Annotated in this window: 17 protein-coding genes and 1 pseudogene; 2 read left to right on the forward strand and 16 right to left on the reverse strand. The window is 55.2% G+C overall.

The genetic code is table 11. The features are described from left to right. Nucleotides 1-23: 23 nt before the first annotated feature. The 4 genes from DPV68_RS01940 to DPV68_RS01955 form a co-directional block, all read right to left on the reverse strand. The gene (locus DPV68_RS01940) at nt 24-1,301 is read right to left on the reverse strand and encodes a glycoside hydrolase family 191 protein (protein WP_198662221.1); all 1,278 of its coding nucleotides are present in this window, start codon (nt 1,299-1,301) and stop codon (nt 24-26) included. 361 nt (nt 1,302-1,662) lie between these two features. After that, nucleotides 1,663-2,892 (reverse strand): hypothetical protein, encoded by a 1,230-nt coding sequence (locus DPV68_RS01945; protein WP_114165160.1) that lies wholly within the window; start codon nt 2,890-2,892, stop codon nt 1,663-1,665. A 128-nt stretch (nt 2,893-3,020) separates the two neighbouring features. Further along, a complete protein-coding gene (locus DPV68_RS01950; RefSeq protein ID WP_232819454.1) occupies nt 3,021-3,737 on the reverse strand; it encodes a hypothetical protein in 717 nt (238 codons plus the stop codon). 116 nt (nt 3,738-3,853) lie between these two features. Next, the gene (locus tag DPV68_RS01955; protein WP_114165162.1) at nt 3,854-5,092 is read right to left on the reverse strand and encodes a sensor histidine kinase; all 1,239 of its coding nucleotides are present in this window, start codon (nt 5,090-5,092) and stop codon (nt 3,854-3,856) included. Between the two features lie 228 nt (nt 5,093-5,320). Here DPV68_RS01955 and DPV68_RS01960 point away from each other — a divergent pair. Further along, nucleotides 5,321-6,299 (forward strand): annotated as a pseudogene (locus tag DPV68_RS01960) (RNA-guided endonuclease TnpB family protein). A 198-nt stretch (nt 6,300-6,497) separates the two neighbouring features. Here the strand turns inward: DPV68_RS01960 and DPV68_RS01965 are convergent. The 4 genes from DPV68_RS01965 to glyA form a co-directional block, all read right to left on the reverse strand. Then, on the reverse strand, nt 6,498-7,175 hold the full coding sequence (locus tag DPV68_RS01965; protein WP_114165163.1) for a response regulator transcription factor: 678 nt from the start codon (nt 7,173-7,175) through the stop codon (nt 6,498-6,500). A 71-nt stretch (nt 7,176-7,246) separates the two neighbouring features. Next, nucleotides 7,247-7,507 (reverse strand): hypothetical protein, encoded by a 261-nt coding sequence (locus DPV68_RS01970; RefSeq protein WP_157964127.1) that lies wholly within the window; start codon nt 7,505-7,507, stop codon nt 7,247-7,249. Nucleotides 7,508-7,624: 117 nt separating this feature from the next. Continuing rightward, a complete protein-coding gene (locus tag DPV68_RS01975) occupies nt 7,625-8,560 on the reverse strand; it encodes a hypothetical protein (RefSeq protein WP_114165165.1) in 936 nt (311 codons plus the stop codon). Between the two features lie 3 nt (nt 8,561-8,563). Further along, on the reverse strand, nt 8,564-9,817 hold the full coding sequence (gene glyA, locus DPV68_RS01980; RefSeq protein WP_114165166.1) for a serine hydroxymethyltransferase: 1,254 nt from the start codon (nt 9,815-9,817) through the stop codon (nt 8,564-8,566). Nucleotides 9,818-9,946: 129 nt separating this feature from the next. On the opposite strand from glyA, the gene DPV68_RS01985 reads away from it, so the two are divergent. Then, nucleotides 9,947-10,732, forward strand: coding sequence for an alpha/beta hydrolase (locus DPV68_RS01985; protein ID WP_114165167.1), 786 nt, complete (start codon nt 9,947-9,949; stop codon nt 10,730-10,732). 33 nt (nt 10,733-10,765) lie between these two features. Here the strand turns inward: DPV68_RS01985 and DPV68_RS01990 are convergent, their stop codons facing one another. From DPV68_RS01990 to DPV68_RS02025, 8 genes are all read right to left on the reverse strand, one after another. Continuing rightward, a complete protein-coding gene (locus tag DPV68_RS01990; protein WP_198662229.1) occupies nt 10,766-11,308 on the reverse strand; it encodes a TIGR01440 family protein in 543 nt (180 codons plus the stop codon). Continuing rightward, nucleotides 11,305-11,745 carry a ribose 5-phosphate isomerase B gene (gene rpiB, locus DPV68_RS01995; protein ID WP_114165169.1) on the reverse strand — a complete coding sequence of 147 codons (441 nt, stop codon included), beginning with the start codon at nt 11,743-11,745 and terminating at the stop codon, nt 11,305-11,307. The genes DPV68_RS01990 and rpiB overlap by 4 nt, the downstream gene beginning before the upstream one ends. Nucleotides 11,746-11,749: 4 nt before the next feature. After that, a complete protein-coding gene (locus tag DPV68_RS02000) occupies nt 11,750-12,244 on the reverse strand; it encodes a low molecular weight protein arginine phosphatase (RefSeq protein WP_232819455.1) in 495 nt (164 codons plus the stop codon). Between the two features lie 28 nt (nt 12,245-12,272). Then, the gene (locus DPV68_RS02005) at nt 12,273-13,283 is read right to left on the reverse strand and encodes an L-threonylcarbamoyladenylate synthase (RefSeq protein ID WP_114165171.1); all 1,011 of its coding nucleotides are present in this window, start codon (nt 13,281-13,283) and stop codon (nt 12,273-12,275) included. After that, entirely contained in the window at nt 13,249-14,121 is an 873-nt protein-coding gene (gene prmC / locus DPV68_RS02010) for a peptide chain release factor N(5)-glutamine methyltransferase (protein ID WP_114165172.1), read from the reverse strand. Before prmC ends, DPV68_RS02005 begins: the two co-directional genes overlap by 35 nt. After that, the gene (prfA, locus tag DPV68_RS02015) at nt 14,121-15,191 is read right to left on the reverse strand and encodes a peptide chain release factor 1 (RefSeq protein WP_114165369.1); all 1,071 of its coding nucleotides are present in this window, start codon (nt 15,189-15,191) and stop codon (nt 14,121-14,123) included. Before prfA ends, prmC begins: the two co-directional genes overlap by 1 nt. A 79-nt stretch (nt 15,192-15,270) precedes the next feature. Beyond that, nucleotides 15,271-15,882, reverse strand: a complete 612-nt coding sequence (locus DPV68_RS02020) for a thymidine kinase (RefSeq protein ID WP_114165173.1) — start codon at nt 15,880-15,882, stop codon at nt 15,271-15,273. A 116-nt stretch (nt 15,883-15,998) separates the two neighbouring features. Continuing rightward, a complete protein-coding gene (locus DPV68_RS02025) occupies nt 15,999-17,222 on the reverse strand; it encodes a cation:proton antiporter (RefSeq protein ID WP_114165174.1) in 1,224 nt (407 codons plus the stop codon). Between the last annotated feature and the right edge of the window lie 65 nt (nt 17,223-17,287).

Here is a 17,287-nt window from a genome sequence, read left to right on the forward strand (position 1 = left end):
TCGGGCTTCAAGTGACCTATCGATTAGAATTTGAAGAAATTTAGAAAACCGGCTGTCTTGTATTTCTCTTTTCCACACATCTTGCCTTTGGCGGCGTAATGGTCGTTAGACGAGCTTTGCTTGGCGGCATACTTTTTCGTATGTTTCTTCGCATGCTTTTTCGCCTTCTTCTTCTCTTTCTTGTCTTTCTTCTCTTGCTTCAACTCGGCTTTCGTCTTTTGTTTCGACTCGGCTTGTTTGTCTGTCGAAGCATCTGCTTTTGGCGCCGTTTCTGCATTGGTAACAGGCTTCGTTGCAGTTTCAGTCACTGGTTTTGTCGTACTCGTCGTAGCTGGCTTTGTCGCAGTCGTCGTAGCTGGCTTCGTCGTAGTCGTCGTAGCTGGCTTCGCCGCAGTCGTCGTAGCTGGCTTCGTCGTAGTCGTTTCAGCTGGCTTCGTCGCAGTCATTTCAGCTGGATTTGTCGTAGTCGTCGTAGCTGGCTTCGTCACCGGCGTTACTGCGACTGGTGTCGGTGCCGCATCTTGTGTGCGTGTGACGAGACCTGCGTTCCAGTTCACGTAGGCATCGGCTTCGTGGAAGTGGATGAATCCAGAATCCTTGGCGAGCTTGTGGCTGTCCGCGCTGAGGCGAGTCGAAATCGTGAGCGTTTTGACCGAATGCTTCACGTCGACCGCTTGTAATTTCTTGATCATGTTTTGTGACCATGCGTCACTCTTGATCGTGTCGGCGTTGAAGCTCTCCCACATGATGCCATCGACGTATGTTGCCGTCGCTGTCTCAAGTGTGTCAAAGCCCCAGTTTTGAACCATGGCGATATCCCCGTAGCGAGCCCGGGCTTGTTTCAAGAAGTTGACGAGTCCGTCCCGTTGTTGCTTGAGCACGGTCGGATTGTTCAAATGTTCGTTATCGATATCACCGACCGTATCCATGAACACGCCATCGATGCCTTTGGCGACGACTTGGTTCTGGATTTCCGTGAGGAGTAACCCTTGGAAATGCGGTGAGGCGATGTTCGTCAAGTACGAATCCCATTCCGGGTAATGGACACGTTGTCCGTTACGCGTAAAGAAGTCACCTGACTGAAGTTTTGACATGAGACCCGTGTTCCATGTCGCGACTTCCATGACGCTAATATAACCGAGTACTTTCGTCCCGCGCGCTTTGATTTGCTCCACTTGCGCTTTCGTATAATGGAGCGGCTCAATGATGACGAGATCATAGTTTTGCATATCCTTTAAAATCGCTTCAGTTGGATGGCCATAATACACTTGATAGTTCTTCACACCGTCGAGTGGGTTCATGGTTTGTGCCCCCGTTTTAGACATGTTCAGACTAACAATCAACAACACTACCGTTAGAGACAACATTAACTTTTTCAATTTCACTACCTATTCCTCTCCTGATGACTAACAAAACGTGGTGACGGACGATGATGGTTGAATGGAATCGTGTCTCGTTGCTCCCCCTTTTCTTATATTCAAATGACGAGAAGGTTAGTGCTGTGTATTTTATGGATATATCGGAGTCATGTATGTAATGTTGAACCTTCGCAAAAAAAAATTATAGGATAGTTTTTTACAAAAACATAGTGTCAATTTGACGACAAAAACCCGTCTCACGACATGAAAGTGTCATGAAACGGGAAAAGAATTAGTTTTTCATCTATATATAAGTGTCGAGCAATTCCTCTAATTCTAGTTGATCAATCAAATAGACCCGCTTCGTCTCGACGTCCATCAGTTGAAGGGTGTCTTTCCCTTTCTCGATCCACACGTCGAACCGTTGCTCGGTCAACTGCTCATATAACGCGAGCGTCCCCCGTCGTTCACCCGTCGGTGCGGCGCTCGTCGTTTGTACGCGGGACAACAGTTCGAACAGCTCACGCGTGTTCGGGCCACCGAGGTGGGCCGTCTTCGTCTCCGTCTCGTACGTTGCCAACCGCATCGCCTCTTTTTGCTCCGACGTGATTGTCAATTCACCGGCGCCCGGTCGTTGAACGGTCCCCCATATTTCAATCACAGTCCCGTAGCGGCTAGACAGTGCGGCAGAATCTTGTTCCAATACGTCTTCAATCGGCTCATCCGCGAGCACGATTCGTTTCATAAGACGCCGAACTTCGGTATCTAAATTGAAGATCGCTTCCTTCGAGTCGATTTGCACATACTCGCCCGAGAGTGAATCGGGTAACACGGTGCGATCCCACGCCTGCTCGGTGCCCATTTGAAGCGTGATTCGACGGTCGGTCAATTGGGTCAAGAACGCGACGCCTTCATTTTTGCCGCTCTCGAAGAGGAACAGTCCCGGCTCAATCAGTTGCCGTGCCTCGGCACCGTCTTGATAAACGTGATATGTGACATGGAGCGCCCCTCGGTCAGGCGTGTGATACCGGAAGACCGAACCGGGAATGATCGCCTCATGCGTCTCATTGACCGCGAAGGCGCGTGCGACGGTCGTGACGTCCGGCTCAGGAATGAAGGTTAGCGTATCGCCGACGTCGACCTCTCTCGGCGCAGAACCAGATGCGGACTCGAACGCCTCAAGTGCATCCGTCCGGAAGACACGTTCGTTCTGTTCGTTGCTATTCAAACAAGAGACGTAACGCTCGTCCCCGCTCCGCCAATATTTGACGGTCTTGCTACCTAATTCATCATAGAAGGGGTGGCGGAATGTGATGGCCGCCAGTTCTGCGCGACGCGTCGGCAACATATCTGTCGGTTGTCGCTCACAGTAATTGAGCAATCGCGTCTTCAAAGCGGACGTCAACGGAACGTCTCGGTCTTGTTGAATCGCATATGTCGACAACGGTCGTAAATTGAGCGCATTGATTTCATTTGTTCCGCAGCCACTTAATAATACGACAGCCATACCCATCAGCCCGATGACGTTCTTCATTCCGTCCCCTCCTTTCACATTTATTTGGTTACATCGCCTAAATTTTTCTTTTTCATCTTATCATACAATAATAATTACGACGTTTGATAGAAGAATAAACAAAAAATGCCACTGGTGGTGGCATTTTTTTAGTCGTCGTCGCGATCATCATCTTGATTATCGTCCCGGTCGTCATCTTGGTCGTCATCGTTTTGATCACCTTGATCGTCTTGGTCATCCCGGTCATCGTCCCGTTCAATCTCTTTCACTTGCTGTTGAAGGTTCAACTCGAGTTTGACGAGATCGCCAGTTTTTGGCATCTCATCATCAATCTCATAGCGGTTTGCGAGTTGGAACGTCTCTGACTTGCCGTCCCGTTCGATCGTCACGTCACGGTCTGACAAGCTGACGAACGTGCCGTAGATGTCGAAGTCGTCACTCTCACGGTCGACTTCTTTGACTTCCTCATTTCGGTTGAACTCAAGTTTGACACGATCACCGGCTTTCGGTGTATCGTCATCAATCTCGTGACGGGCCGCGAGCGGATACGTCGATTCTTTGCCGCTGAAGCTGATTGTCACGTCACGGTCTGATAGGCTGACGAGGGTACCATACAATTCATAATCATCGTCATCGACCGAGCGGACCGGCGTATCGTTCGATGCTGACCCTTCTGACGAAGCGGCAGCTTCTTGACTCGCATCATCTTGCGCGTCATCTGCGGCATCATCGGTCCCACTGTTCACGCTATCGACCGCCCGTGGGACGATGACCGTGTCCGTCTTGTCGTTCGCGACATACAACCCGATTCCGGCGACGGCGAGTACCGCCAACCCGACTCCTAAAATCCATCCGATTAGTTTCATGATGTTTCCTCCTCGTTTCATGTGGTGAACTTGTTCTACATCTTCATCATAGAACGGTGACCTTAGAGCACCACGAGGATTCCATTAGAAAATGATGAGAATCTGCGAAAGGTTTGTCATGTTGTGACGTAAAAGACGCTGCCGTCCGGCGCGTTCGCATAACTGCCGACCGTCCACCCGTTCAAGTCCGCCACTTCCTTGGCGATGGCGAGCCCGAGTCCGCTGCCGCTCCGGTCCCGCGCCTCATCGAGTCGATAAAAGCGGTCGAACAGCCGCGCTCGGTCCTCCTCACTGAGCGTCGTCCCATGGTCGCGTACTTCGATGCGGTCTGGCGTCATCGTGACGCGCGTGTCGGTCGCGTACTTCAAGCTGTTATCGATGAAGATGACGACGAGCCGCTGCAACGAATCGCGATGCCCGTGCCACGCCCCCATCGCCTCAATTGGTACATGGATACCGTGGGACCGTTCGAATCGTTCGGTCAACTGCTCGGCCAGCTCGGTCAAGGCAATCGCCTCGGTCTCCACGTCTTCGAGCGAGGAGAAGCGGCTCAGCTCGAGCATCGGTTCAATCAAGTCCTCGCGCATTTGCCGCGATTCGGTCAAGATGTGGTCAATCGCCTCGTCACGGACGGCCGGGTCACTCTGTCCCCAACGTCGGAGCAGTTTGGCGTACCCTTCGATGACCGTAAGCGGTGTCTTCAGTTCATGTGAAACATCGGCGACGAAGCGCCGTTGTTGCTCTATCGATTCCTCGACCCGGCCAATCATTCGATTGAAGCCGGTCGCAAGTGTCGACACTTCGTCTTGGCTCGTCCCGACATCGATGGTCTCAAGGGTTCCCGATTCCGTGATCCGTTCCATCGTCGTCTCGAGCCGGCGGAGCGGGTCGAGCCCTTGCCTGACAATCCAAAGGCTGCCGATGAACGTCACCGCCACGGCGATCAAAAAGATGATGAGAAAAATGGTGGCGAGCGTCTGGAGCGTCTCACTGACGGCCGCGTCTTGAAACGCGTAGCCGAGCCCATTCGACGTCGCGATGACGAACCAGTCGTCGACGAGGGCCGGCTCGCCGAAATTGACGGGAAACCGCAATCCTTCCTCGGCCTCTCCGCCGATGATGCCCCAGTCGCCGTTCGCTTGTCGCTCGAGCACGACACTGTCCTCGTGCAACGACAAGACGGCTTGTTGGTTCCGCTCGTCTTCCTCGAGCAAGCTGAGCGCCTGGCGCAAGACGTCATAGCGGGCGTCGACGATTTGTTGACGCGAGACGAGCCAGGCGACACCGAACGAGGTGATCAGCAGGAACAACATGAACCCCCCCATCGCCAAAGCGATTTTCGTCCGTAGCTTCATCTTTAATCGGCAAGGATACCCCTACTTCAATCGTGTCCCGGGCACAGCCCGACGATTAGTGGGGGGAGGAATTTCCATCATTTTCGGTATGGGACACAATCATGCTAAACATGTGCATGATAACCGCTTATGAACTCCTACCTTGCCTCCTCCCTTCTATGAGTTAAGTCCATTCATTTTCCGCTAAAAAAACGGGTATCGTTTATGTAGCGAAAGGTGGTGAGCACCATGTCTACAATCACTGCAAAAATACAAATCTACATCCAAGACTCTCAAGCCGCTACCCTGAGGGCAACGATGGACGCGTACCGGTCGGCCTATGACTGGCTGTCGGGACACGTCTTCGAGACGAGGGACCTGAACCAGGCGAGCCTCAACGACTCGCACTATGCCGAGATCCGGCAACGGTTCGGCCTGAAGAGCCAGATGGCCCAGTCGGTCATGAAAACGGTGATCGCCAGGTACAAGTCGGCGAGGTCGAACGGGCACGCGTGGTCCCGGGTCGAGTTCAAGCGCCCCGAGTACGACCTCGTCTGGAACCGCGACTACTCGCTCACCCGGGACCGGTTCAGCGTGAACACGCTGGACGGCCGGATCAAGCTGGACTATGCGCGCAAGGGCATGAGGCGGTACTTCAACGGGACGTGGCGGTTCGGCACGGCCAAACTGGTGCACAAACACGAGAAATGGTTCCTGCACATCCCCGTGACGAAGACGTTCCCCGAACTCGACGACGCCAGTGTCACCAACGTCGTCGGCGTGGACCTCGGCATCAACTTCCTGGCGGTCACCTACGACAGCCAGAGCGAGACCGCTTTTTACAACGGTCATGTGGTCAAACACAAACGAGGTATCTTCAAGGCGACCCGCAAACAGCTGCAACGACGGCAGACCCCATCGGCCCGCAAACGGCTGAGACATCTCGGCTCGAGAGAAAACCGTTATGTGACCGATGTGAACCATCAGGTCACGAAGGCACTCGTCGACCGACACCCGAGGGGCACGCTGTTCGTGTTGGAGGACCTGACCGGCATCCGTGCCGCCACCGAGAAGGTGCGCGCGAAACCGCCACGTCTCCGTGTCGTGGGCGTTCCACCTGTTCCAATGCAAGAACTGCCGGTACCGGTCGAACGACGACCGGGTCGGCGCGATGAACCTGCACCGGAAAGGCATCGAACACATCGGTGCAGGTGCCACGGGAGCATGACTCCCGTGGCAGGGGCGAGGTCGACCGTCCCGATGTTCCGCCACGCGAAGGTAGGATGTGCACGAGCGCCGTCCGCACTACCGGGCAGGAACGAGCGTAACCGCACTCTACGAGGGTAGAGGCGCCGTCGAGTCCTCGACGGACGCAAGCCCCCGCTACAAACGGACCGTCAGTTCGTTAAGTGGTGGGTTGTTGACCTTATTCACCACGCTTCAGCATATAGCCGACGCCTCGGACCGTCTGAATCCAAGAGCCTCCGAGTTTCTTTCGGACATAACGGACGTACACATCGACGACGTTCGTGTCCCCGTAATAATCGAAGCCCCAGACGTGCTCGACGAGTTGGTCGCGCGTGAGCACCCGTTCCGGATGTTCGAGCAGATAGACGAGCAAATCGAACTCACGTCGGGTCAAGTCGACTTTTTGCCCTTCGCACATCACTTCATGGCGATTGACGTCGACGGTCAGCCCTTCATACGATAAGACCCGTTCGCTCGTATCGACGTGGACGTGTTGCCGCATCCGTAAGAACGCCCGAATCCGCGCGAGCAACTCTTCCATCTCGAACGGCTTCGTGATGTAATCGTCGGCCCCGAGGTCGAGCCCGCTCACTTTGTCGTAACGGTCCCCGCGTGCCGTCACCATCAATACCGGGAGGAGCGGCTGCTCTTCTTTGACGCGGCGCACGACTTCAAGTCCGCTCATCTGTGGCAGCATGACGTCGAGTAACATGAGGTCAATCCCACCGGCGAGCGCCAAGTCGAGCCCGGCCCGCCCGTCATGAGCGACCTCGACTTGATAACCGGCATGCATGAGTTCAAGTTCGAGCAGTCTGGCAATTTTAGCATCGTCTTCGACGACGAGAATCGTAGGCATGGCATTCATCCTTTCTCAAAAAAGCGCCGAGCAGTCCGCCCGACGCATCATTCTAAATGTTCCCGGATTCCTCAGTCAAAAAACGGACGAACTGCTTCTGGAATCGCTTGTTCGATGCGCAATTCGAGTGAATCGCCCATCCGGTCAAACGTCGTTTCAATCCCTTCCGCCTGAAACGCTAAATCAGTCCCGACTTGAGCGATTTGGTCGAGCCAAGCGTTGCCGGTCAAGGTGAAGAATAAGAACCCGGCGATCCCTGCCGCCATGAGTGTCAATGCGAGCGCACCGACGGCCACTCCTCGAATCAATCTTCCAATCTTTCCTCTGCTCATTGAGCGCATATCTCTCTCTCCCTTATCCTTTTTCTTTACTGTACGGGACCGAACTGAGAAAGAGCGGTGAAACAGATTAGAATTTGATGAGAAAAAGGCCGCAGCGCGGCTGCGACCTCATTCTTCCTCGAGCACCGATTTGGCGATCGGGGCCCAATACGTCCCGTCCATGGCGGCGACTTCGGCGAGCGTCGTCCGGTACGTGTCGTCCCCGGCCTTCTTCTCGGCGATGCCTTTCATCCAAAGGACGTCCGCCATATACCCTGACTCTGGGTACTTGTTGACATAGTCAGCATAATCGTCGATGTCCGCTTCGCCGAGCTTGTTGTCGACGAGCAAGCGATAAAAACCGACCGCCTGCTCCTGTCCGGCTTTCGCCTTGCCGGCGAGGAGCACATCCGCTTCCTCGTATCGTTTGTCCGAGACGAGCTGTTCGACTTCACCGAGCGGCACGACAGCTGATGCTTCAGGCGCTTTAGGCGCTTCGCTCGTCTTATCCTCGGTTGTGAGCGCCTCGTTCGCTTCTTCGAGTCGGGCGACTTCTTGCTCGAGTTCTTCTAGCCGCTTCGCGAGCGCCTCATCTTCGGTCACCGTGATGACCCGTTCGTCGGACGCGGTCGGCGTCACGGGAGGCGGTGCCGGGTCCGGCCAAAAGATGAGTGCGACCAACCCGAGTCCGACGGCGAGCGGCAGGCCGAGCCACGATTTGTTCCATTTGAAGGCGTTGCGCCAATCCGACAAGTCCGCATGACCGATGACGGCCGGCGAGAACGAACGAAAGCGGCGCTTGGCCGCCTTCTTTCCGTTCGCCTTCACTTCGAGCGCGAGTCCGAGCCGATGAAACGCTGCCGGCACTTTCATTCCGAGAAGCGGTACAATCCGTTCACTTGCCTCGATATAATACCCGTGGTCGAGTAGCGTCGTCACGACCCCGAACTCGTTCGCGACGAGGCGAAACGTCGGGTCGTGCTCGCCTTTTCGGACGAGCCATTCCGTCATATCGATGAGCGGCAGTTCCGCAAGTTCCCGATCTGCGAGTGTCCGTACGTCCATTCGTCAGCCTCGTGCAGGATAGAGCGGGAATTTCGCCGTCAACGCACGAACGGCTTCGTGCGCTTCAGCGAGTACTGCTTCATCTTCATGGTTCGTCAAGACGCGTCCGATCAAGCGAGCAACTTCACGCATATCGTCTTCTTTCAATCCGCGTGTCGTCATCGCCGCCGTCCCGAGACGAATCCCGCTCGTGACGAACGGTGAGGCCGGGTCGAATGGGATCGTGTTCTTGTTGACGGTGATGCCGGCCGCGTCGAGCGCGTGCTCGGCCGCTTTCCCGGTGATGTCGATGCCACGGAGGTCGACGAGGAGAAGGTGGTTATCTGTGCCGCCCGATACGACGCGGAGTCCTTCTTCTTCTAATCCTTGCGCGAGCACTTGTGCGTTCTTGATGACTTGTGCTTGATAGTCTTTGAATTCAGGTTGAAGCGCTTCGCCGAACGCCACGGCCTTCGCGGCGATGACATGCATGAGCGGACCACCTTGAATCCCTGGGAAAATCGACTTGTCGATCGCTTTGGCGAACTCTTCTTTACAGAGAATCATGCCGCCGCGCGGGCCACGGAGCGTCTTGTGCGTCGTCGTCGTCACGAAATGCGCGTGCTCGACCGGGTTCGGATGAAGACCGGCCGCGACGAGACCGGCAATGTGGGCCATGTCGACCATGAGATAAGCATCGACGCTATCGGCGATCTCACGGAACTTGGCGAAGTCAATCGTCCGCGGGTACGCCGAGGCACCAGCGACAATGAGTTTTGGTTTATGTTCTTTCGCGAGGGCTGCGACGACGTCATAATCGATGTGTTCTGTCTCTTTGTCCACACCGTATTCGACGAAATTGTATTGAACGCCTGAGAAGTTGACCGGACTTCCGTGCGTCAAATGACCACCGTGCGACAAGTTCATGCCGAGCACTGTGTCACCTGCTTCAAGAACTGTGAAGTAGACGGCCATGTTCGCTTGGGCACCCGAGTGCGGCTGCACGTTGGCGTGCTCTGCACCGAACAGCTCTTTCGCACGGTCGCGGGCCAAATTCTCGGCCACGTCGACGAACTCACATCCACCGTAGTAGCGACGGCCTGGATAACCTTCCGCGTACTTGTTCGTGAGCACGCCACCTTGCGCTTCCATGACTGCTTCTGAGACAAAGTTCTCCGAGGCAATGAGTTCGATGTTCTCGCGTTGACGACCGAGCTCGTGTTGCATCGCTTCAAACAATTCCGCATCCTGTACTTTCAACTTCGTCGTGTTTACCATGTTGAAACCCCCTCTAAATGTCTACAAATCAACAACCCCATCGTAACATATGCTTCTTTTTTTGGGTATCGTCTAATCAGAGGTCAAGTTGGGTATCATATGGAAGAAGACGATCAGAGGAGGGTTTGTATGATTGAGACAAAACAGATCACCATCACCCCGTTCGAACGTGAGCGGACGATTCGGATTTATACGCCGGCCGATTACGACATGACGGACAAGCGTTATCCCGTGCTCTATATGCATGACGGACAAAACGTGTTCGCCGACGAGGACGCAATCTATAAAATGAGCTGGCGCGCCGGCGAGTATGTGGACGCTTCGAAACGCGACTTGATCATCGTCGGCATCGACAGCGCCCCCGGCGAGATGCGGCTCGACGAATATGGACCGTGGGAAAACCCGTTCATCGGTGAGAGCCTGCTCGGTCAAGACGTGACGCTCGGCGGACAAGGGTCGGCCTATATCGAGTATATCGCCCAAGAGTTGAAGCCGATGATTGACGCGAACTACCGGACGAACCCGGACGAGACGGCGATGATGGGCAGCTCGATGGGCGGCCTGATCTCGATTTACGCCGCATGCGTCTATCCTGACATTTTCAAACGTGTCGCCTCGTTGTCCTCGGCGTTCTGGTTCAACCAGACCGAGCTCGAGCAGTTGATCGAGTCAAGCGATTTGAGCGATGTCGAACGTCTGTATATGGACGTTGGCCGCAAAGAAGTCGAACAACCGTCAGCAGACGGACCGACGAACGAGATGTATCTCGAGTCGAGCGAACGTGTCTACGCCCTATTGCGCGACAAGGTCGAGCATATCCGCTTCGAGGTCATCGAAGAAGGCGTGCATAACGAGCTCGCTTGGCGCGAACGCTTTCCGATGGTCATTTCATATCTATTCAGTGAAGAATTGTAACGCAAAAAAGCCGGTCAATACGACCGGCTTTCGTTATTTCGCTGGATAGTGGGCCCGCGGGCCGCCAATCAGTTTCGGTCGCGTGATGGCGAATGTGACGTACGCCTCACCGAGTTGCTTTGCCGACAATCGGACCGGGATTGCGACCGGCTTCAAGTGCATACCGATCAACGTCGATCCAATGTCGATTCCGGCGTCCGCTTGAATCGATTCGACGACGCAAGGTGCATTGAATTGCTCGTACGCCTTCTCCGCCATCGCCCCGCCCGCCGCGCGGACCGGGACGACCGTCACTTCCTGCAAACCGAACTGTTTGAGAGTCCGTCGTTCGACCGTGAGGGCGCGATTGATATGTTCACAGCCTTGAAAAGCGAGATGGACGCCGGTCTTGTCCCGAAACGCGAGAAACGCTTCGATGAAGTCTGACGCCACATCAATCGAACCCGCTTTGCCGATCGTCTTGCCGACGACCTCACTCGTCGAACAACCGATGACAAGAATCTTGTCCTCATCTAACGGAAAGCGTTCGTGCAACTCCGTCAGTAAGTTCAAAAGTTCCGCCTTCATCGCCGTCACTTCGTTTCGTAAGCGCTCATCTTGTCGACACGGTTCGAGTGGCGTCCGCCCTCGAAGTCTGTATCGAGCCATGTCGCCACTAAATCGAGGGCAAGACCCGGTCCGATGACGCGCTCGCCCATCGTCATGATGTTCGAGTCGTTGTGTTGACGTGTCGCTTTCGCGCTGAACGAGTCGTGCACGAGCGCCGCGCGAATGCCTTTGACCTTGTTGGCGGCAATCCCGATGCCGATTCCAGTCCCGCAAATCAAGATGCCACGGTCGAACTCGCCGGCCGCAACGGCTTCAGCGACCGGAATCGCCACGTCTGGATAGTCGATCGAGTCGGCCGAGTGCGTCCCGAAGTCCTTATACTCGTGACCGAGCTCTTCCAATAGTCCGATAATGTCTTTCTTCAAGTTGAATCCGCCATGATCGGCGCCAATTGCGATTTTCATTCCGTCATTCCCCCGTCTTCTTTGGTAGGCGTCTCGGTGGTTTTGTCACCTTTGACCCGTCATTCGTCAATTTTAGCACAAGTCGATTCACGAGTGGTTCGAGTTCGTTTCGGACTTGGCGGTAGACGTTCATCGACCCTCCGAACGGGTCGTTAATATCGCGCTCGAGCCCCGTGACGAATTCATATAATGTGAACGTGCGATCGGCCAAATCCGGATACGTGTCCCGAATCTGTTCACGATGCGCCCGTGTCATCGTCAAGATGACGTCTGACCAGCGTCCGAGGACGTCGTCAAACGTCTGCGTCACGTGATCGAGCTCAATTCCTCGTTCACGCAGCACTTGGAGTGCATTTTCTGATGCGTCAAACCCTTGCATCGTCCGAAGCCCGGCCGAACGAATATCGAACTCGTCCCCCGTCACTTTCGAGCGGAGCAAGGCCATCGCCATCGGGCTTCGGCATGTGTTCCCACTACATATGAATAATACGCGTTTCATCGACATCGCGTGATCCTCCTCTATGTCCTTAAGCCTCTTCCTGTGGACGGATGACTTTACCGCCTGCCGCCTTGTAGAGGCGGTTGTATACGGCAAGAGCGACTCCCGTCGGTTCAATCCGATTCACGTAAATCTCTTCTACATCCGTCTCATCAAATTTTCGCAACGCCTCGTATAGCCGCTGGGCCGCCGTCTCCATCGAAATTCCGAGGGAGAGGGTGACGTCAGCCGGGGTCGTCGCTTCATCGAATACGAGTGCGCCAACTCGCTTGCCCTCCGCCTGCCGTGTCGTGACGACACGGACGAGATCGTCGCGCCCTCCTTCGACTAAGTAAAGAGGCGCGCTCGGGGCGTAATGGGTATACTTCATTCCTGGTGATCGTGGCGCAGCTGATTCATCGCTCAAGTTGGCATCGAGAATGACCGGGCCGATGACCGCTTCGATCGCTTCTTTCGTCACGCCACCCGGACGTAAAATCGTCGCCGGTTCCGTCGTGCAGTCGATTACGGTCGATTCGACACCAATGCCTGTCGGTCCCCCATCCATAATACCCGCGATCCGACCGGTCAAATCATCTGCCACATGGCGGGCCGACGTCGGTGATGGACGTCCCGAACGGTTCGCGCTCGGTGCCGCCAGTCCAAGACCAGACCGGCGAATCAAGTCGAGCGCGGCCGGATGGTCCGGCATCCGAAGTCCAATCGAATCAAGGCCAGCCGTCACAAGCGCGGACACCTGACCGTTCGATGGCAAGACGATGGTCAAGGCACCGGGCCAAAACGCTTCCATCAAGCGTCTCGCGACCGGCGGGATGGATTGCGCGAAATGTTCGGCCTGCTCGACCGAGGCCACGTGGACGATGAGCGGGTTGTCCGACGGTCTGCCTTTCGCCTCGAAAATCTTTTTGATGGCGACATCGTTCGTCGCATCTCCAGCGAGTCCGTAGACGGTCTCCGTCGGCATGGCGATTACCTCGCCCGCCTGTAAGAGACGTACCCCTTCTTCAACTTCTGTCGGCTTGATCCATTTCGTTTCCATGCGCAATCCCTTCCCTCACGGCGTAGACGATTCGGTCTTTGCCGTTTATATCTTTTAAAATACCCGTTTCTGCTTCAGGATAACGTTCGGACAGGTACGATTTCACAACTTGTCCTTGATTATACCCAATTTCAAATGCAATCAACTGCCAATCGGCACACAAGACGCGCATCGAGTCGGCGATGATCTTCCGATAAAACTCGAGCCCGTCCGCCCCTCCAAACAAAGCGAGGTGAGGCTCATAACCTGCGACCGTCTCGTCGAGCAACTCGTCCGCCTCGATGTAGGGCGGATTCGAGACGAGGACACGAATCGAATCGTCAGGAATCGGGGCGAGGCAGTCGCCTTCATGGAAGGACACGTCGGCCTCGAGTACGGCCGCGTTCCGCTTGGCGACAACAATCGCTTCCCGGGAAATATCGACCGTTTGGACACGGACGCCGAGTTCGAGACTGAGTGTGACGGCGATTGCGCCGCTGCCTGTCCCGATGTCGACGATGTCATCATCAGACACGTCCCGCACATGCGCGACGACCCATTCAATCAGCTCTTCCGTTTCCGGACGCGGAATTAAGACGTCACGATTGACCTCGAACATCCGTCCATAAAACGGGGCGCGGCCAATCAAGTGTTGGACCGGCTCGCCTGCTAAGAGACGCTCGAAGCCAGAATCGAACGACGACGCCTCTTCCGGCGTCAATTCGTCGGATAAACGGATGAGCAGTCCCGTCCGATCGACGTCAAGGACGTGCATGAGCCACCACTCCGCGGTCGAGGCATCGCGTCCTGCTTCTAGAAGTTCCCGCTCCGCTTGCTTCAATCTCGCGGCGATTCGCATCAATCGACATCCTCCATCAGACGGGCCTGTTCGTCCATGACAAGGGCGTCGATGATATCTTCAAGTTCACCGGCGAGGACGCGGTCGAGCTTTTGAAGTGTCAGCCCGATGCGGTGATCGGTCACACGGCTCTGCGGGAAATTATACGTCCGAATCCGCTCCGAGCGGTCCCCTGTCCCGACAGCCGACTTTCGCTGGGCCGATAATTCTTCAAGGTGTTCGCTTTGCATCTTGTCATAGAGCCGGGCCCGGAGTACTTTGAGCGCTTTGTCTTTGTTTTTATGTTGCGACTTCTCATCCTGGCACGACACGACGAGCCCCGACGGGATGTGCGTCAATCGCACGGCCGATTGGGTCGTGTTGACCGACTGGCCCCCTGGACCCGACGATGTGAACGTGTCGACGCGGACGTCTTTCATATCGATGTGCACCTCGACGTCTTCTGCTTCCGGCAACACCGCGACGGTCGCCGTCGACGTATGGATGCGTCCGCCCGACTCGGTCGACGGGACGCGCTGGACCCGATGCGCCCCATTCTCGAACTTCAATTTCGAATAGGCGCCCGTCCCATTAATCAGGAACGTCACTTCTTTGAAACCGCCGAGTTCCGTATAGTTGGCGTCAATCAATTCGGCCTTCCAGTTCTGGCGCTCGGCGAAACGTGTGTACATTTTATACAAATCACCCGCAAAGAGTGCTGCCTCGTCCCCGCCGGCCGCCCCACGAATCTCGACGATCACGTTTTTGTCGTCGTTTGGGTCTTTCGGCAATAAAAGCACACGCAGTTTCGCCTCGAGCGCCTTTACTTCCGGCTCGAGAAGCGTCATCTCTTCTTTGGCGAGCTCGCGCATGTCGGCATCGAGCGTGCGGTCTTCAAGCATGAGTTTCGCCTCTTTATACGCCGTGCTCGTCTCTTTATAGTGGCGGTACGCCTGTACCGTCTCCTCGAGTTGAGACTGCTCTTTTGAATATTGTCGTAATTTATTCGCATCGCTGAGCACTTCTGGGTCAGCGAGCATCTCATTTAATTGCATATAGCGTTCTTCTAATACACTCAAACGGTCAAACATGATGATCCGTCCTTTCTCCGTCAAATCGAACTGTCTTCATTATAGCAAAAAACGAACCGCCGAGGGCGGTCCGTTGACGTCAGTCGGTCACTGTGTGGCGGACCGGGCGTGGTTTATTCGGGACATCATGGCAATGGCGGCAACGCGGCTCATATGACTCCGAGGCGCCGACCAAGATGACCGGGTCCTCGTAACGGGCCGGTTCCCCGTCAATCAATCGTTGCGTCCGGGAAGCCGGGGCTCCGCACGATAGACAAATCGCCTGCAGTTTCGTGACGAACTCGGCACGCGACAACAGTTCCGGCATCATCGTGAACGGTTCACCACGGAAGTCCATATCGAGGCCGGCGCAGATGACACGTTTGTCTTCTGACGCCAATTGCTCGACCACGTCGACGATTCCTTCATCGAAGAACTGAACCTCGTCGATGGCGATGACTTGTGTCTCTTCACGCACCGCATCATACAAGTCTTGACTCGATTGAACCGGCACTGCCACGACCGAGTTGCCGCTATGGGAGACGACGTTCTCCTCGTGGTAACGGTCATCAATCGCTGGTTTGAACACTTGGACAGGGATTTTCCCGTAGTGCGCCCGACGGACACGGCGGATCAGTTCCTCCGACTTCCCAGAAAACATACTCCCACAAATCACTTCTATCCAACCGTAACGGTTCGTCACATGCATCATTCTACTTCGCCCTCTCCTTCGTTAATCGCTTTCCGATTATACCCATCTTTCGGTCACAGGAAAAGGGTTGACTTCTGACAAAAATCGGAACGACATACTGCCGTCCCGATTTCGCATCATTCGTCTGCCGCTTCTTCTTTTTTGTAATCGATCAACTGCAACTTTCGGGCGAGCGGTCGAATCGTCAATCCGTGGAGCGTCACGGAAATAAAGACGAGCCCGATCGTGAGCGGCAACATTTGTGACGCATCGTCAATGCCGAGATGCGCCACTTCTTCCGCGAAGAAACCAGCGACCGTCATGGCGACGATGCCACGCGGGGCAATCCATCCGATGAAGCCGCGCTCACTGAGCGGAAGGCCGACGCCGATCGTCGATCCGTAAATCGCGAGCGGACGGACGAGAAACAAGATGCCGGCAATCGTCAGCAGGAGCGGCCATTGGAAAATGTTGAGCAGCTCATCACGTGACAGCGACGCTGTCAACAAGATGAACACGGACGAAATCAGTAAAATCGAGATGTCTTCTTTGAACGATTGCAACTCTTCGATGATCTCCTCATCTCGATGTTTCGTGTTCGCCATCGTCATCCCCATCGCCGTGACAGCGAGCAGGCCGACTTCATGCATCATGAACTCGCTCAATGAGAACAAAATCAAGACGGCCGTCAACGTGACCGAGGCCCGGAGATAGCGAGGGATTTTCTCACCGACAAACCAGCCCATCAACACGTGCCCGAACAAGTAGCCGAGACCGATGCCGACGAGACAAGCGCCCGCGAACAAGAGTTGCATCCACAAGTCCATCCCTTCGTAGACGATATAGCCGATGCGGATGACGAACAAGCCGAGAAGGGCACCGACCGGGTCGACGATAATCCCTTCCCATTTCAAGATGGCGCCGACCCGGTCCTTCAGATGCGCTTGGCGCAGTAGCGGGATGACGACCGTCGGCCCGGTGACGACGAACAGCGCCCCCATCGTCCAAGCAGCGACCCAATGGAGACCCCCGACATATTGAATCAACAGCGAGGCCCCAACGAACGACAACGTCACCCCGATCGTCACGATGCGGACGATGGACCGTCGGAATTGATTGATTTCACTGAAATGAAGGCCGAGGCTCCCTTCAAACAAGATGATGGCGACGGCAAATGAAATGATCGGGCTGTACAATTCACCGAGCAGTTCGCGCGGGTCGAACAATCCGAAAATCGGCCCCGCCAAAACGCCTGCGACCGTCATGACGATGATGGCCGGGATTTGATAGCGCCAAGCCAACCACTGTGACAATATACCGACGCCAATCAATACACTGATACTAATCAATATGAATTCCATAAAAGCCCCCTCGCGTCAGTCTTTCGTCTCTTTACCCATCGAAAGACAACAAAAAACCGCCAAGG

It is taken from the genome of Exiguobacterium sp. TNDT2 (assembly GCF_003331145.1).
Lineage (GTDB): Bacteria > Bacillota > Bacilli > Exiguobacteriales > Exiguobacteriaceae > Exiguobacterium.

Coding starts and splice junctions, on each gene's coding strand:
- DPV68_RS01970 (WP_157964127.1), bottom strand. CDS start 7,507: ATGAGCAGAGGAAAGATTGGAAGATTGATTCGAGGAGTGGCCGTCGGT.
- glyA (WP_114165166.1), bottom strand. CDS start 9,817: ATGGTAAACACGACGAAGTTGAAAGTACAGGATGCGGAATTGTTTGAA.
- DPV68_RS01940 (WP_198662221.1), bottom strand. CDS start 1,301: ATGAACCCACTCGACGGTGTGAAGAACTATCAAGTGTATTATGGCCAT.
- DPV68_RS02025 (WP_114165174.1), bottom strand. CDS start 17,222: ATGGAATTCATATTGATTAGTATCAGTGTATTGATTGGCGTCGGTATA.
- prmC (WP_114165172.1), bottom strand. CDS start 14,121: ATGCGAATCGCCGCGAGATTGAAGCAAGCGGAGCGGGAACTTCTAGAA.
- rpiB (WP_114165169.1), bottom strand. CDS start 11,745: ATGAAAATCGCAATTGGCGCCGATCATGGCGGATTCAACTTGAAGAAA.
- DPV68_RS01965 (WP_114165163.1), bottom strand. CDS start 7,175: ATGCCTACGATTCTCGTCGTCGAAGACGATGCTAAAATTGCCAGACTG.
- DPV68_RS01955 (WP_114165162.1), bottom strand. CDS start 5,092: ATGAAGCTACGGACGAAAATCGCTTTGGCGATGGGGGGGTTCATGTTG.
- DPV68_RS01945 (WP_114165160.1), bottom strand. CDS start 2,892: ATGAAGAACGTCATCGGGCTGATGGGTATGGCTGTCGTATTATTAAGT.
- prfA (WP_114165369.1), bottom strand. CDS start 15,191: ATGTTTGACCGTTTGAGTGTATTAGAAGAACGCTATATGCAATTAAAT.
- DPV68_RS02020 (WP_114165173.1), bottom strand. CDS start 15,882: ATGATGCATGTGACGAACCGTTACGGTTGGATAGAAGTGATTTGTGGG.
- DPV68_RS02000 (WP_232819455.1), bottom strand. CDS start 12,244: ATGAAACGCGTATTATTCATATGTAGTGGGAACACATGCCGAAGCCCG.
- DPV68_RS02005 (WP_114165171.1), bottom strand. CDS start 13,283: ATGGAAACGAAATGGATCAAGCCGACAGAAGTTGAAGAAGGGGTACGT.
- DPV68_RS01950 (WP_232819454.1), bottom strand. CDS start 3,737: ATGAAACTAATCGGATGGATTTTAGGAGTCGGGTTGGCGGTACTCGCC.
- DPV68_RS01985 (WP_114165167.1), top strand. CDS start 9,947: ATGATTGAGACAAAACAGATCACCATCACCCCGTTCGAACGTGAGCGG.
- DPV68_RS01975 (WP_114165165.1), bottom strand. CDS start 8,560: ATGGACGTACGGACACTCGCAGATCGGGAACTTGCGGAACTGCCGCTC.